This is a genomic window from Hoeflea sp. 108, assembly GCF_000372965.1.
Classification (GTDB): domain Bacteria; phylum Pseudomonadota; class Alphaproteobacteria; order Rhizobiales; family Rhizobiaceae; genus Aminobacter.
Map to the genome: position 1 here is coordinate 2,712,165 of NZ_KB890024.1, position 15,957 is coordinate 2,728,121.

Annotated in this window: 15 protein-coding genes; 1 reads left to right on the top strand and 14 read right to left on the bottom strand. The window is 59.6% G+C overall.

Annotated elements, in window-relative coordinates:
- Positions 1 to 104: 104 nt before the first annotated feature.
- Positions 105 to 800, top strand: coding sequence for a class I SAM-dependent methyltransferase (locus tag B015_RS0113350; RefSeq protein ID WP_018428206.1), 696 nt, complete (start codon positions 105 to 107; stop codon positions 798 to 800).
- On the opposite strand, the gene B015_RS0113355 is transcribed toward B015_RS0113350, so the two are convergent.
- The 14 genes from B015_RS0113355 to B015_RS0113425 all read right to left on the bottom strand — a co-directional run bounded on the left by B015_RS0113355 (position 797) and on the right by B015_RS0113425 (position 15,879).
- The gene (locus B015_RS0113355) at positions 797 to 2,734 is read right to left on the bottom strand and encodes a glycosyltransferase (protein WP_081623474.1); all 1,938 of its coding nucleotides are present in this window, start codon (positions 2,732 to 2,734) and stop codon (positions 797 to 799) included. The genes B015_RS0113350 and B015_RS0113355 overlap by 4 nt on opposite strands.
- 101 nt (positions 2,735 to 2,835) lie before the next feature.
- Positions 2,836 to 4,035, bottom strand: coding sequence for a polysaccharide pyruvyl transferase family protein (locus B015_RS0113360; protein WP_018428208.1), 1,200 nt, complete (start codon positions 4,033 to 4,035; stop codon positions 2,836 to 2,838).
- A 71-nt stretch (positions 4,036 to 4,106) separates the two neighbouring features.
- Positions 4,107 to 6,554 (bottom strand): hypothetical protein, encoded by a 2,448-nt coding sequence (locus tag B015_RS0113365; protein ID WP_018428209.1) that lies wholly within the window; start codon positions 6,552 to 6,554, stop codon positions 4,107 to 4,109.
- Positions 6,555 to 6,599: 45 nt separating this feature from the next.
- Positions 6,600 to 8,660, bottom strand: coding sequence for a phage tail protein (locus tag B015_RS0113370; protein ID WP_018428210.1), 2,061 nt, complete (start codon positions 8,658 to 8,660; stop codon positions 6,600 to 6,602).
- On the bottom strand, positions 8,660 to 9,061 hold the full coding sequence (locus B015_RS0113375) for a hypothetical protein (RefSeq protein WP_018428211.1): 402 nt from the start codon (positions 9,059 to 9,061) through the stop codon (positions 8,660 to 8,662). The genes B015_RS0113370 and B015_RS0113375 overlap by 1 nt, the downstream gene beginning before the upstream one ends.
- A 6-nt stretch (positions 9,062 to 9,067) precedes the next feature.
- The gene (locus B015_RS0113380; RefSeq protein ID WP_018428212.1) at positions 9,068 to 9,661 is read right to left on the bottom strand and encodes a hypothetical protein; all 594 of its coding nucleotides are present in this window, start codon (positions 9,659 to 9,661) and stop codon (positions 9,068 to 9,070) included.
- Positions 9,661 to 10,350: a hypothetical protein gene (locus tag B015_RS0113385; protein WP_026227238.1), complete on the bottom strand. Its 690-nt coding sequence runs from the start codon at positions 10,348 to 10,350 to the stop codon at positions 9,661 to 9,663. Before B015_RS0113385 ends, B015_RS0113380 begins: the two co-directional genes overlap by 1 nt.
- Positions 10,350 to 12,257 (bottom strand): hypothetical protein, encoded by a 1,908-nt coding sequence (locus B015_RS32185; protein ID WP_018428214.1) that lies wholly within the window; start codon positions 12,255 to 12,257, stop codon positions 10,350 to 10,352. Before B015_RS32185 ends, B015_RS0113385 begins: the two co-directional genes overlap by 1 nt.
- Positions 12,258 to 12,299: 42 nt before the next feature.
- Positions 12,300 to 12,449, bottom strand: a complete 150-nt coding sequence (locus B015_RS33255) for a hypothetical protein (RefSeq protein WP_018428215.1) — start codon at positions 12,447 to 12,449, stop codon at positions 12,300 to 12,302.
- A gap of 185 nt (positions 12,450 to 12,634) precedes the next feature.
- A complete protein-coding gene (locus B015_RS0113400; RefSeq protein ID WP_018428216.1) occupies positions 12,635 to 13,033 on the bottom strand; it encodes a hypothetical protein in 399 nt (132 codons plus the stop codon).
- Positions 13,034 to 13,042: 9 nt separating this feature from the next.
- Positions 13,043 to 13,780 (bottom strand): hypothetical protein, encoded by a 738-nt coding sequence (locus B015_RS33560; protein WP_018428217.1) that lies wholly within the window; start codon positions 13,778 to 13,780, stop codon positions 13,043 to 13,045.
- 79 nt (positions 13,781 to 13,859) lie between these two features.
- Positions 13,860 to 14,279, bottom strand: coding sequence for a DUF4128 domain-containing protein (locus B015_RS0113415; RefSeq protein WP_018428218.1), 420 nt, complete (start codon positions 14,277 to 14,279; stop codon positions 13,860 to 13,862).
- Between the two features lie 185 nt (positions 14,280 to 14,464).
- Positions 14,465 to 14,917 (bottom strand): hypothetical protein, encoded by a 453-nt coding sequence (locus B015_RS0113420; RefSeq protein ID WP_018428219.1) that lies wholly within the window; start codon positions 14,915 to 14,917, stop codon positions 14,465 to 14,467.
- On the bottom strand, positions 14,917 to 15,879 hold the full coding sequence (locus tag B015_RS0113425) for a head morphogenesis protein (protein WP_245262171.1): 963 nt from the start codon (positions 15,877 to 15,879) through the stop codon (positions 14,917 to 14,919). Before B015_RS0113425 ends, B015_RS0113420 begins: the two co-directional genes overlap by 1 nt.
- Positions 15,880 to 15,957: the final 78 nt, after the last annotated feature.

Below are 15,957 nucleotides of genomic sequence, written 5' to 3' on the forward strand. Positions count from 1 at the left end.
CTACGTGTCGTTGGCAATGCGAACAAGAGATCTTACGCGCGGAAGGTCCATGTGGTGCTCCAGGTGATATTGAAGAAGGGTCAATCAAGAGCTAAAGCATTCTCATGCTTACAGGTTTGAATGACTACGACTTCATTGATTTTGGCTGTAGCAAGGGCGGTTCTATTGCCTACGCGGCGAAGGCCTTCGGAGTGCCACGGGGAATCGGAATTGACATAAGTCCTGAGAAAGTCGAGGCGACGCGCCAAGCAGGCTTCGAGGCGATGTTGGCGGATGCCCGAACATTGTCTGCTTATCCGAAAGCCGTTTCGTTCGTAACGATGCTGGACTTTCTCGAGCACTTACCCGGCATCAGTGATGCCCGAACCTGCATCCTCTCAGCCTCCGAAGTAGCGAAAGATTTCATTTTTATCCGCCAGCCATGGTTCGACTCGGACGGATATCTCATGTCGCTAGGACTGAAGCTCTACTGGTCTGATTGGAGGGGGCATCCCAACGCGATGACCAGCTTAGAGTTTCACAACGTGCTGTCGAGAATCCCCAACATCGAAGACTTCCGGATTTATGGGCGCGACCCCATTCTAGACAGCGACCACCCTGCAGTGCATCCGATTGGTTCCCCGATCGATCAACATGAATGGAAAGCTGGAACCCATGATCCCAAGCCTGCGGTACCTTTTGACCGCCCGGTCTTTAAGCAGATCATGTGCATTGCGATCCTGAAGGGCAGTTCGACAACCTTGGAAGAGGTCGAGGGAAAGGTACCCTGGGACACGGTTGTCTTTGCCTCCGGCGCTTAAAACAGCTTCCTGGCAAGTTCGCGAAGCCTCACCAGTTCTGGGTTGGTCTGCATTGCGAGAACGCACCGGCGGATGCGCGATGGGCCGTGTCGTCGGTTGAACGCCTCGGAACCAGCCTTCATCAACGCCACGCGCTTTTCAGAAGAATAGCTCTTCGACTTTACATGGTACACGTAGGTGTGAGTGGCCAGAACCAGACCGACGCCTGCATTGGTCGCACGCATACAGTAGTCGTTCTCTTCACCGTACCCGTTCGGAAAAAGCTCTTCGTCAAATGGCCCAAGTTTAATAAGTGCCTCACGTGTCACGCCGAAGCAGAAGCCATGAACCAATGGCACTCGCGGCAAGAACGACGGTTTGGCCCATTGTTCGCAAAGCGAGTTCATGTCGTCTGCTGAAACGCCGGGCGGCAATGCGTTGATCGCGGTTTGCCCTGAAGATCCAATGTGCTCTGGCAGAGACTGGTGACTAGCGGCGTTCGACATTGGCCCGACGATACCTGCGCCTGGCGTCGAGAAAACTGCGTCAGCCATCTTTTCAGCCCACTGGTCAGTAACAACCGTATCGCTGTTGAGAAGTATGACGAACGAGGCAGACGAAAGATCGATGCCGATGTTCGCTGCCTTGGTATAGCCTAGCGGAGTGGCATTGCGGTGTAGGGTTACCCAATCACGGCCACTCTTGAACGACGAAAGAAATTCCCGCGTTTCTTTACCCGATCCATCATCGACTATGATTAGTCGATGCAAATCGGCACGCTTCCGCTCCACCGACGCAAGACATGCGCGTACATCCTCCAGCGCGTTGTGAACGCAAACGACGATATCAATTTCTTTGTCAGCCACCGTCGCAAGTCGGCTCGCCTTTACGTCTGCGTAAGATGCAACATCCGTTGCCCGAGACGGAACCACTTGCTTTAGTTGATTGAACAGGACTTGCGCCGGCCCCTCGCCCAGATCATGAGGTGAGAAAGCAAACGATGGATGATCCCGTACACTGTGCGGCTTCTGCGTTATCCAATGAGGACTGATACCGGCCTCACTAAGCGCAAAGTTGATACTCAACTGGTCGCGCCGACTGAATTTCGATATCTCTCGCCACCATGCATCGAGAAATACTCGCGACTTCTGCTGCCGCAGGTCGATCATTAGAAAATTGGATTCAATAAGGTCTTTGGTCCTAAATCCACCATCTGAATAAGTGTCGAGCTGAAACACCATCGTTTCAAGGTCGTCTTTACTGCGCTCCGCACATGCGGCAACTTCTTGCTGCAATGTCTCTCTTTGTGGGTGGGGAATAGCCGCTACAGCTCGTCCAGTCGCCAGGAACTGCTCTATCAATTGCTCGATCGGTTCGACGATCATTATGTTGGAGTCGATCCAGATCGCGATATCACAATCACCGAGAAGGTGGTGCGGATGCGTCTTTATGTACCGTGCCGCCCTGGTCGGATCATCCTCGTGGAACGGGATTGGACGGACATCGAACAGACCGAGATCTGGGATGTCGTTGTCTGAAAAGACGACATACCTAATATTCTCGTTGATGCATTCATGGATGCGCAGCGCGTCATAATTGCCAACAATGGCCGTATAGACTACGACCCTTGGATTGCCGCTGACCTCCCGGCGACGGCGCCCTAGCCACTTCGGATACTCGAGTGCCAAAAGCCGTTCGGACACACTAATTGCCAGGCGAGCCTTTGAGGCTGTCCCGTGGAAATCCCCGTAGACTTCGGCTAATTGGCGCCACCGATCGATTGCTTCCGGCCAGTTGCGTTTATCGAAGCTTGCTTCGGCCTCGGCGACTCTTTTGCCCCACTGCCTTCTGTCCAATTCTTGTGCAAGCCGCCGTGCGTCGTCGCCAGAGGGTAGTGCACTGACTTGATCGGAAAGCGATGAAAGACGGCGTATTAGCTTCTGTAGAATGCTCACATCCCCCCGTTGGCAATCGGCACGCTACTAGGGAGTACCGGGTTTGAAGGGATTTCTCAACGGCAGGGAATGTCTGTATTCAGAGAAAAACACGTCCCCATCTACGACTTCATCAAGTTTTTCAGGCGCATTTGCTGCTTCCGGAATCTTCCGACCAAGTCCTGAAAGGTAGCCGCGAGTATCGCCTCGTTCAAACCTTCCACCGCAGGAATAATCTGGCGCTGTTGAGGGAACTTGACGCTGTCCGCTATTCGGCTCCAATGCGCGTCAAGTCGGGTGCTGATCTCAGCAGGAAGGCTAGCCGCCCCGTCCAGAGAGCTGGCCCAGTCTTTTGCCTCTGACCACGTTTGAACGCAGATGGTGCGAGGGCCTAGCAACCGCTGCAGCCCCGCAAACTTCACCACCTTTTGCGAAGCAATATTCAACGCTGGTACGCCGAAAGCCATGGCCGTGATGAAACCATGCATCGATGATCCCAGATAAGCTTTCGACCGAGACAAACACGCCACGACTTCCCGAAGCGACGACGGGTGGTCGACGACCAGCGGGTTGGATGTCATTTTCTTGGCCACGCGCATCGCAAGACGATCATCTCCGTGACATGGCCCTAATGCTAGCAACAATGGCGTGCTGTCCGTCGCGAAGCCGATCTCGTCAAGGCAGGAGGCCACCTCCGCTTCGGGCAACCCCAGGTAGCGTTCATTCAGATGGATAGCGATTGTGCGTTCTGTTCGCCCTTGAACCACCTGCCGATAGGCGTCATCCAATTCAACGTTTGACCAGAGGATGGGGATATCCCAAGCCGTGTCAGGGATCACGTCGATGTTTGCGTCGGGGTGCACGTCAAGCAACAAGCTGCGACTGTCGTCATCCCTAACCGACAAATACGTCGCGGCGTCAAGCGCAACTCTCACGAGCGAGTGCTGGAACTGAGGGAAAGCCTCAGGCACGCCGGGGGCATTCCAACACAAAGGAATTCCCGACGCGGCCACGTCAGCAACGCCAGCCCATAGCATCGAATATCCGGCCATGGCCGCAGCGTCGATTTGGTATTCATCAAGGGTTGCCGCTGACATTCTGATGACGTTTCCGCCACCCACCAACAAGGCATCGCATTCGTTCGCAGCCGCAAGCCGGCGTGACGGGAGGCAATCCCCCCAAATTGGATCGCCGCCAGCAGGAGAAAGAGCCACCACTTCACACGGGGTTAACGCACCGAGTCTCTTTTGAGCAATCAGCGGGAACAAAAGGTCCCCAAAATTGGCCACATCAAACGTGCCTAGGATACCAACCCGTCTCATAAATCCCTCAAACAACAATATCCGCGGGAGACATAACACAAAAGCGATAGCGACGCGCTCGTCACGCCCCGCTAGTCAACATTCCCGCGGCGCGACTGGTTGGCGGTGCCGACCTCGATCAATTTGAAGAAAGTCTGGCGAAGAACGCTCGGGGCGCCACCGGGGGCTGCACTGAATTGGAATTGAGGGATGAAGGTGCCGGCGGCCGAGAAGTCAACCATGCCGGTAATGCGCACAGCAATGTTCTCCGTGGCGCTCGCGTTCGCCGCCGTGATTGCGACAGCAGTCGCCACATCCGAGCGGATTGCAGACATTGCAGAGAGGACATTTCCGGTCGGGTTGATGACCTCGGCGAGGTAGGCGATACGCGAGACTGTCGCCGTACCACCGAAGAGAAGGCTCGTGGTGTGTGAGGTTGTGCCGGCTGCACGCGAGATGAACAGGACAGCGTCGATTTGGTAGCTGCGGTCAGCGGGAACCGTCAGAGTATCCTGGGCCGAACCAAACCACGGCTGAGCGGAAGCGACATCCGTGCCAACAAATGTAGAAGTCAGCCTTGATGAAATGACCTCGCGCGGCTCGATGATCGTCCCAGCCTCCGCATTGACGATCTTGTTCGTGCCAGTATTCCGGAAAACCGGAGCAAGGATCTGGTTCCGCAGAGCGCCAGTGACGACTTCGATGTGAGTCGTGGCGTTGTTGTCGCAAACTGGCCCCATGAGCACCGTGTCATCGCCTTCGAGATAGAAGCCGATGGGAGAGCCCTCATCCGAGCAACTGGCCAGCCGGGCACCCTGCGCCGATGCGGCCACGTCGAAGCCATAGCCAATCGCATTGAGCGAACGGCAGGCGGACAAAGACGGCTCCTTAAGGACACCAGAGTTTCCGGTCTCGAATACCCAGAAATTGACATGGCAGCCGATCGCCACCGCATTCACGAGAGATGAGGAGTCACCACCAATTCGTATGCCATAGGTGGTCGCCAGACCGCCTGACGCTCGACTCACATATGCGTTAGTCACCGACGAATAATGGGAGCCGATGACTGTGTCAGCGGCTACGCCGCCCTGCATGCGAATTCCAGAGCCAGCCTGCGCGCCCCAGGCTCCGTAGACATGCAGATTGCTTGCCGTGAAGAAGCCACGCAGATCGATACCTGCCTGGCCGCCAGGGTCCGTCGCCGTACGGCCGAAGTTGGTGACATGGATGTTGTCGAGCACGATGTCTCTGGCATCGAAACCGCCAGAATTCATCCGCTTGATGTCGATGCCATCTGACCCTGTGCCGTCGATCCAGATATTTTCAATCGTCAGCCCACGGTGGTTGCCCCACTCGCAGCCAATGCCATAGCCGGGCGTGTCCTCGATCCAAACTGTGTCGATGATCGTTTCTTTGTCTTCGGTGACACTGGTGCTCTCGACGATCAGACCCGAGCCGGAGCCATACGTAGCGCCGGTAATGGGATTGGTCGTGTTGTCGCCATTGATCCGCAGATTGCGAACCTGAGAACCGTTGCCGTTGGCCACCACAACGACGGCCATGGAGGTCGCTGTGCCGCGTTTCAGGATCGAGTTCTTGCCGCGCCCCTCCAGCGTCACACCCGAAGGCACCAGCACACCGTAATGCAACTGGTCAGGCACCGGCATGGCTGCTGTCGTGTAGCTCTCCGTGGAAGTGTAGCCGAGCAGGTAGACGCCGATGTCGAGAAGCACCCGGCCGCCACCAAGGAACAGCGCCAGGTTCATGGCGCATTGTATGCCGAGCGTGTTCGCGGCCATCGCCGCACCCGGGCTTGCACCGAACCACCCCACTTCCAGCCCGTCGCCGATGCCGTCACGCACCCACGCCCCGACCGTTGCGGCAACCGCAGTTGCCTTGATGTAGACGCCCTCTTGAGGGTCCGCCGCAACCTGGCCGGAGTAATTACCGCTACGCCAGACAAAAAGCCCCGCGCGGCCAGTTTCCTGCAAAAGTGCAGCACCCTCCGCTGGCAAGAGCTTTAGTTCGGCACGCGTGGTTGGCGCGGGCAGCGCGTTACCGGCCCGAGAGAAGGTAATGACGTATTGCGCGCCGGCCACAAACTCTCCGCTGCCGCCGACATGCGAGACCGTCACCTTTCGATAGCCTGCGCCATCGACAACCGTTCCTGTCACATTGTAGGTGCGGGACAGCGCGTCGCCGTCAACGCCACGAAGCGTTAGGGTCCCGCGAACGGGATTGCTGCTGTCATCCCATGCCGCGATGACGTCGCCGGCATTCGCGCCGCTCGCGTCGTTGTCGTCGATGAAGAGCGCAGTCACCGAAGCTGCGGCAGCATTGTTCGCCCGAAACAGGCCAGGGCCAGGATCTGCGTCCCCGGTAGCCGAGGCAAAGCCATAGAGCATACCGGTGCCCGTTTGACGTGCCTCTAGCCACGTCGCCCACGGCCTGATGTCGGCTTTGTGCGGCTTGTGAGTACCGGACGACGGAACGCCATCGGTTTCGAAGTCGCGAAAAATTTCGTTGCCACGCTTGACCATGCCAAGGCGCTCCAATGCTCGAAGTTGGTGTGTTTCAGGAGGGGGTTAGGTGACGGTTACGGCGCCGGTCGCCACACTGGCGCTTTCCACGCCAGAGGCATTGCGCGCCTTGATCCAGTAGTAATACGTCCCGGCAGCAAGGCCGGTGTCCTGCCATCCATCGGCAGCCGAGGGCGCGCCATACTCGGTGCGCACCAGCGACGCTGTTCCTTCGGTGTTGACCGTGTTGCGGCGGATATTGGCCGCCGAATAGTTCGCGCTGTTGGGGCTGGTCCAGCCAAGGTTTACTGTTCCTGCCCCACCGGTCTTGGTGACGCCGCTCACCACACCTGGCGCGGTTGTGTCGGCCACGACAGTTAAAGTCTGGCTGGCGGTCCAAGCGCCCTGCCGGCCCGTCACAGTGATATGGCGCACCTGCGCTTCGTACTGGTCGCCGTCGGACAGAGCACCCGTCTGGGCTTCGGTCGCCTGGTCGCCGACGGGGATTACCTGCCATGCACTGTCGGCGGTGCGCTTGTAGCGTCCTTCGATCATGAGGCCGGCGGGCGCGAGGTTGAACTGGATCACGCCAACCGGCACCATCTGGCCGCCGACAGTGATGCGATTTACGCCAAACGAGAAACCCGTAGGCAGCGGGATTGTCCGATCGACCACGACATTCTCACTGACCGGCGCCGTCCCCTCTTCCGTCGCAGCGTTCCAAGCATAAGCAGTCGAAGGCATCGATATCAGCTGCATCGATACGCCTGTCAGGATTCCGCCTTCGCCAATATTGAAGCGAAAATCCTGCACCTCGAAAACTTCGTTGATGCCGAACAACGGATAGCGGATCCGGACGAAGCGTTTGCCGAAGGCAGCCAGCGCCTTCAGGTTGAACTGAAAATTCCCGATCCAGGAAGGATTGGCGCGATAGGCCGCAAGCTTCATCAGCCGGCGCGCTTGGCTGTGGCTGGGCGCAAGAATGAACTGGCGCTCTGTGACGATCTCGCCGCGCAAGGCAGCGTCGGCATCGTCGATCCACTGATCGGCATCGGTCGACTGGTAATCATGGACCGACGACAGGTAGGTGGCGCGGATCGTGTTCGCCGTGGTCAGGATATCGCGACCACGCGACACCTCGGAGAAACCTACGATTGCATCCTCGTCCAGAATGACTGTCGGCTCTTCCCATGCGCCGATATCCAGCGTCACCCCACCGTCAGGTGTCGGCACGATGCGGGCGTCGCAACACTCCTGCATCCGACCAAGAACATCGGCCGGCCGCTCGTCGAAACGATAGGTCCCCCAAAGGCGATAGCGCGGCTCCGTGCCACCACCCTTGCGAGGAACGGCTTCAGCAGCCCTGTTGTATGCAGCAAGCCAGCCTGCTGCAGCTTGAGACGTCGAGACCAGCGAGACGGGAAGCCGCATGCCATCCGCATGGACGATGTAATCGCGAACTACCGCCGCCGCGTTGTCACTCCAGTCCACGAGGCCGGTCACCGGGTTCAGCACCTTGGCCCCACGGACCACAGCCCGATAGAGCGTGTTCGACAGATTGGGAAAGATCGACGAGATCTGATCCTGCTTCACCGCATACTGGACCGCGTAGAGCGACGACATGCCGTCGCCGCGATGCGCCGACGTCCACTCGGTGAAAAAGCCGGACAGGTGCGCGTAATGCGTTTCGGTGGCGAGCCCGAGCCTGGTCTGGATCAGCAGCCGATTGCCGTACGGCGCAGTTGGCACGAGGCCGTTGGCGCCACTGTTCACCACCCGGTTGTCGTCGACCCAGAGCTCCTCGATTGCATCCAGAAGGCCCGTGCCCAGAGCAAGCACCTTGAACAAGGCGCCGTTCTTGCTTTCGGCGAAGGTCAGCACACCCGAGGTCTTGACCCGTCCGTAATGGCGCTGACGTGGAGCAACCGGGCTCTTGAGCGTCACCTGAATGTCTTCTGGTTTGGGCGGTTCAGGGCGAAACAGCGACGAAGCCAGATAGGAAAGTCCGACGCTGAGGCCGATGCCAATGGCTCCGGTGATCAGCGAGACGCCGACGGCGAGTGCCGTACCCGATACGCCGGCGGCAGTCAGCACGAACAGCACGAAGCTTTCGATAACGCCGGGCATCAAACCACCTTCCAGGCTTTGAACAAGGAGGCCAGCGACGCGCCGATCAGGCCGTCAGCGTCGCGGGAAAACCAGAACTCGCCCGCATGGATGGCCACGCACAGCTTCTGTCCATGGATGATCAGCCCGACATCGCCGGCCTCCGGCGATACTGCCTTTCGCAATCCAGCTGATCGGCAGACACGGTTGACTGCTACGGCGATGCCGCCAGGCTGCTCGAGCCATTCATGCGCTTCTGCCTCGTCACTATGCATGCGCCCAAAGATGCGCAGCGGCGACGCACCGAGTACGCCACAAACCCAGCGATCAGCCGTCGTGGCGCAGTCCGTCAGCCCCCAGGCAAACGGCTTCTCGCTCTCTGACGCGATGAACGCCGAGACCTCAGCTTTCCAGTCGTGCATGACGCCTCAATAGTCGGGGTAGCGGATCGTCTTCTGGATCAGCGACGAAACGAAGCCGAAGAAGCGGTCTCCGGGCGAACGCGACTGCTGGTCACGGTCGGTGCAGCGGCCATAGGCTGGCCGTGACCGGCTGTAGAAGATGTTCTCGGCGCTGACAGAGATGGACTGGGTTGCACCTTCGGTTCCCTGCATCGCCGAGCGCGACACCGTCGGCGGCTGCATGAAGCCTCTAAAGATCGGGATAGGCACTCCGGCCGGCTGCCAGTCATCAGTGAACAGCTGCAGGAAGACAGTCAGCAGTTGCTGGTCGACTTCCGGCGTGTCAGCCAACGCTACCGACAGCATGTCCAGCGCCTGCCCCGGAAGGCCGTTCAGCGACAGGGTTACAGCCTCGGACACAGTGCCGCCGCCCGACATCCCCAGCCCGTCGATCTGGCCGAAACCGAACATGGGCAGCCACGTTTCGCCACCGGCGTCGAGCTTGGTGTTACCGTTCCAGGCGAACATGGTCGAAGACGCGAACTCGAACTTCACGAGGAAATCGCACCGCACCGTCGAGGCCGACAGCAAGGCAATCTGATCAGGCGTGAAGAAGTCCATCACAGATCCTCGATGAAATTGACGGTCGGAAAGGACCAGCGTCCCAGTTCGAGCGGTAGGTCCATTTCCTTGTCACTCGCAAGGCGCACGCGAAGTACCGGGCGGTCGAACTCCAGGCGAGAGCCGGCGTGCCATGCCTCACGCAATGGCGGCCATATCTTGATGGTGGCGGTCACAGCATCCTGGGCAACCACGCTTCTAACCTGATAGAGCCGCTCGCCGATGGAGAAGCGATGTCCTGGCTCAAGATCGCCTGACAAGGCCTTGATTACGTTCAACATGGTGGATCGGATTGTCGCATCCGACAACAGCGAGACGTCTATCACTGACGATACATAGCCGGCGCCATCGTCGAAAAGAGCGTCATCGGAATGGGGGACCTCCCCCTTTAGGTCCGCATCAGACAGACCAATGGGGAAAGGCTTTCGCTCGATGTCATGCACACAGATCAAGATGGGGTTGAGCCGGCCCTCTGCCTGAACGGCAATGGCTCGCCATAGCTGAACAAGACCGATGCCTTGCGCGTCCCGCACGGGGATTTCCTCGTAGGTCGCCTTCCAGAGGCCAGCGTCCGAAGCGACGACCTGTGTAAATCCGCTGACCGAGGCCGGCCCAGCCATGGTGCGTGATGCCGGATCGACCGAGATGTTTCGTGGAACCAGCCGCGAGCATGGCCAGATGATCGCCATCACAGCTGCCTCGATTGTGCGTTGGCGATCTTACCGCCCAGCGTCCGGTTCAATTGCTTATCGTACTGCCCGATGCCGGCCTGCGTGACTTGAACGGCGACATCCTTGCTCTCGGCCTGGATGGTGGGGATGAACATGGGACCGGCCTCACCTACCACCCGCACGATCACCTCTCGGGGCTCACCATTGCCGTTGGCGGGGGCCTGAACGCGAGGCATGGCCGGGGTGACATGGCCGCCGTTGGCATACCCCTTGGCTGTCCGATGAAGCTGCTCGAGCGCCCCAACGCCGATCCTGTCTGTTGCTCGCTTGGAGAATACATACTCGCCGCCGTGGACCACACCAGCTACTTCGGACGCGCCTCCCCGACCGGTAAATCCGCCTCTTGCAAAGCCGAAGATCGAGAAGATGCCCCCAAGCAGGCCGCCGATACCACCTCCGCCGCCACCTATACCTGAGCCTGCTGAATTCACCTGGAACAGTGCGTCGAGAACATTGTTCAGGAGCTTGTCGACGATCTTATCCAAGGCATTCAGGGCGGCATTCTTGAAGCTTGCCCAGAACCCTTCACCTTGCTTCAGCCCGCTACGAAGATCGGACAGGAACCCACCAGCCAGATCGCGAGCAAAGCTCATGGCATCTTTGGTCCGGTCAACCGCATTGCGGAGGCCGTCCCACGGGTCTTTTGCGCCGCCCGCAGCTCCCTTTGCCGCCCTTCCCGCCTTGCCGGCTGCATCCTCGACGTTGGTGAAGCTACCGGCCAGTTCCTTCAGTTTGGCTGATGCTGCGGATGCGCTGCTGGAGATGGCCGACCCGAACTCGCCGAGGTAGTCTCTGCTCAATGCCCCCTGAACAGCAGCGTTGCGATCTGCGACGGCACCCGAGAGAGCCTTGGCGAAAGGATTGTTGAACTCGCCAAAGTCGACCTGTCCAATCTCACCAATCTGGAAACCGCCAGGCAGGCTCGCCAGCGCGTTGTTGAGGCTCGAAATCAGCCCATTGAGCATGCCGGAGGCGGTGTTGATCATGCTCTCCATCGCGGAGAGCGCGGCGTTCGCGGCTCCGACTGCAGCCGCGCCGACGATGTTCGGGAACTGGTTCCAGACGAATTTCAAATCTTCAAAGGCTGCGACAAACGAGCCGATGACATAGTTGGCGCCAGTCTTCGCCGCTCCGACGATGTCGATGCCGAAAATCTGTGTCAGTTCGTCTCGGAAGATGTTGGCAGCAGCAACCGCGGCCGTGATCCCGAGAACGAAGGCAGCCGCTGGGTTGGCAGCAGCAAAGGACGCAGCAACCCCAAGCGCTGCGACGGAAAGTTGGCCAAGCAATCCGATAAGGGTGAAAAGGCCACCAACAAGTGCTGGCGCGTATAGAAGCGCCAACGCAGCAGCAGCCCCCACCGCATACGGCGCGACCGCTACCAATGCGTCGGCTACCCAGATGATAGCGTTTGCGGCTAGCTTCCCCCAATCGACCAATTTGGCCAAATCAGCGAGCAAGACGCCAAACCCGACCGACAAAGCGTTCATCAAGAACCCACCAATTGCGGTGCTGACCAATCTCACTGCCGATGCAAACGCAGCGAAGCCGACCGAAGCGACCTGCGCACGCTGGCCGGCGACTTGAACCGCTGCTGTCTCTGCTTTGACTGCTGCGGTCGCGGCCACTGTGGCGGCGCCAACCTTCTTCTGCTGCACACCCAGCCTTGCGACAGTTTCCTCGTACGTCTCCCACTGGAAATTGGCATTGGCTGCGACCCCGCCGGCATTCTTTGTTGCTGTCGACACGCCGCTGGCCGCGGCCTGGGCCCGCTTTGCCGAATTGGTGAGCTGGTCAAGGGCACGTGAACCCTTCTCGACCTGATCGGAGCGAACCTCCAAACCAAGGGTGGCCACGTCAGCCATGGGATTTCACCTCGTGAACGATGAGCGCTTGAACCCAATGCGCTACGAGCGCGATTTAGACCGATCCGTTGCCTCGGACTGTTCCTTGGCAACCGCCGCCACGAACGCCTCATCCATAGCGCGAAGGATGGCAATCTCCTCGCGCCTGATGACGGCGCCGGTAAGCGCGGACCAGTTGGCAATCTCGGTCATGGAAAGCGGGTTAGGCCCGTTGAAGCCGTGGGAGCGACCGGCACTGATGTCCCAGAACCATTCGAGCAGATACTCGAAGTCCGGATGAACCGGATCTAGCTCAGTCGCCGGCAGACCGAAGCGTTCGTTTCTCTGCCGACGTGTCTCGCCGTTCTCGTCCGGGGTGTTGAGCCGAACGTGCTGGGCTACGTGCTCGGCGAGGACAGGCCCGAGTTCGAGAAAAAAGCGGCTTCGTCTCCGAGAGCCATGTCGATCTGCTTGGCAATCCAGCCGACGGCCAGGAGCTTGCCGACGTTGATTTTGGTCAACTGTGGGGCCTTGAGGTCGCCGAGAGTGAGGTCGTCTGCCCACTCCCACCCGACGACGGCCGCCGACAAGATCTCGACCGTGTTGTCCTCGATCTTCTCCGCGGTGACAGTGTTGCGGCCGCCACGGAGCGCCCGGTTCTTGATCGCCCGCTCGACCTGCTTGACCCGATCATCCTCCAGGCTGACGCACTCGACCTTGAGACCGATCGCTGCGCCAGTGGCCGGGTGCTTGATATCGACTGAGATCGTCGACGGTTGGATTGCCAGAATGTCCATGCGAACTCCTTAGACGACAGCGGCGGTGGCGGCGGACGTGGCCGAAGCGTTGCCTGCCGGGTTGGTGCCAGTCACGGTGACCGAGATACTCCTGGTCGCGTCACCGGCCACCAGTGTGTAGGTCGCACCGGTGGCGCCGGCGATGTTGGTGCCATCCCGCTTCCACTGGTGAGTGAAGGTCGGATTGCCGGTCCACGTGCCCGAAAGGGCAGTGAGAACCGAGCCCTGAGTGAGCACCCCGGCGATCGACGGCAGCAGCGTGTTCGTCGGGGCGACCAGCGATACCGGATCGACGACGATCTCGCGCTGGTTCAACGCAAGCGTGAACACCTCAAGAATGAAGTCCTCGTTGCGGCCGTTCGGGCGGGTCGGGCCGGTCACCAGGCCGCGGTTGTAGTAGACCGAGTTGGTGTGATTGGCCGTAGGCGCGTCCTTGTCCTCGAACTTGAACGCATAGGTAAAATTGGTCTTCGCCGCGGCGCGCAAAGCCTGCTGGCCGAGATCGGTCGGATTGCGGGCGCACTCGATGGTCGGATCACCAGCATTTGAGATGCCCTTGCCCTTCTGGGTGACGTCGGTCGAGAGCTCGTCGTAGCTGACGATGTTGGTGTTCGTGCCGGCCTCGCCGACGGCGCCGACGTTGCCCACCTCGACCCAGGTCAGGGCTTCATATGCGGCCTGGTTGAGATCGCCGGGCTGGGGCGTCGTGCAGATGTAGACCTTACGGTCCTTGTTGGTCCGCGCCATCGTGGTTTCTCCTTTTCAATGGCTGGCATGAAAAAGGCGGCCCGAAAGCCGCCTCATGAACCCGGATGGCCGGGAATGGTTATGCGAAGCACTCGTAGGCGATTGTGACCGGCACCTGGACATGCGTGTCGCCATCGATGGGTTGCCCGACGTCTGGCGCCTTGATGACACTCACACGAAGCCCATCGCGCCACATCTCGGTCCCGCAGACGAAGTGTTCAGCCACCTTGCCAGCGATCTCGACCGCAACTGCGGCGTTCTCATTCTTCCGGCCGAAGACATCGATCTGCAGGAGCCCAAGGCGCTGGTGAGGATCGGTAGAGCCCAGGAACAGGCGTCGGTTCACATTCGGGATGTGCGTCACCCTGAGGTATCCGCCCGCGGGCTTGTTGAAGCTCTCGTTCGGCCAGGCTACAGGCAGAACTGGCGAGAGAACAAGTGCCTGCGCTCTCAACTTGAGAGCGAGCCAAATACTGGTTTCGACCGACGGTGTGGCCATGCTATCCCTCAAATCATGAAGCCACTAAGCGACGCTCAGGCCCACGAATTGCTCAAAGCTGCTCGTACAGCGCTCGGCAGCGAACCAGCAGAGAGCGACAGGGCAAACCATGCGCTCGAAACGGCACGTCTGGTGTTGACGGAACTAGCCGTGTCGCTTCTCACTAAGCCGGGCATCAGGCTTCATTAGAGCCCCAGCCGGCGCTTCACTTCGCCAGCCTTCTCGGCGACGATCATTTCCCACCGCTGAGCAACCATCGTCACCCAAGGCCTTGGCGACCGGCCCTGTGCCCCGAAATGCACGAAAGCGGCATAGTTCGCCGTGTAGCCGAGATAGATCGTGTCCCCGACATCGGCACCATTGATGACCAGGATCACGTCGCCCAAGTCTGCCGGAACTGGGACGCCGGGATTGGTCCGCGAGAGCGTTGGCATCGCGTCCGTCGAAGCTATGAGCGACGCGCGAAGAAAGCCCGTCCTATTGTATCCGGGCGTCTGCGGCCGCTCATAAACAGTGTCCGCAAGGAGCTGATCCAATTGGCTGACCAACTCCTGCGCGCTCTCTCGAAACACCGCAGTGAGCGCACCGTCGACTTTTTCGACCCATTGCCCGACCTGAGCTGCAAACGACTGGGCCATCACGTCACCAGGCGAGCGACGAAATCGATCTTGTATTCGGCCAAGCACTTGCATCCGAGCGTGTGCCTCGCTGGCGTCCCTTCAGCATGCGGGTACATGATGCGCGTACCATCCGGCGCCACGAACGGCTGATCGAACCGCACCACCTGCCCTTGCATCTCGACATGATCCTCACGCGGGTGCTTCTGTGGCGTGTGCCTCCAAGTCTTGGTGACATGCTGTGCTTGTAGGGTGCCTTTCTCGATCTGCTGGCGGAAAGCAATATCCTTCGCAGCCGCCATGGACTGGAAAGTCTCGTGCAGCGCGATCGTGTCGGCTCGAAGCTTCAGCAGGCCGTCGGCGTACTTGGACGTGATGCGGTCGACTGCCTCGGCCGGCAGTGGTTTGCCGTCCTTCAGCGCCTTGAGTACCGTCCGGTCGAAACGCTTGTCCCGCCGGGTGCGCTCCAGAAAGTTCCTGATGGCCGTAGGATCGCCGGAGAGCAGTTCCTGGCGCGCTCGGTCGACATAGGCGGCCTGCTGAGCCGTGAGCCCGAGAATGCCTCCGTCGCGCTTCCCTGTGACCCTGTTGACCCGCCCCACGATGCCAAGGGCCGTCCTCGTCGGGTTGTCACCTCGAGCAAGCCCCTCAGACAGCGCCGTGCGGATGGCCGACTGCTGGTCGGCGATGATGTTGCTGACCAGTGTCGTGCTGTGCTCGCGCAGCCATTCCTCGGCGGCCAGGTTCCTCGCGTCCCACCGGATGACTATCTGATGGCCGTTCGGATCACGTAGGGTCGGTATCTGCTCGACAGCCGCCACACCGCCGCCGTTGAATGCCTGCCGGATTGCCTCTTCCAGAGGCCGGAACGCGGCCTGATCGAGGTGCATGGCGTCGATCGCCCCAGAAACGTCACCGCGCTCCAGGCGCTCGATGATCCGGCGCAAGACGATGTTCGAGCGGATGTCGTCGATGGCATCCATGAAGGCAGCGCGGAGCATAGGTGCAAGGTCAGCGACAAGCTGTTCCAGTCGCTCGCGAGGTGATAGGCGTTTGAGCAT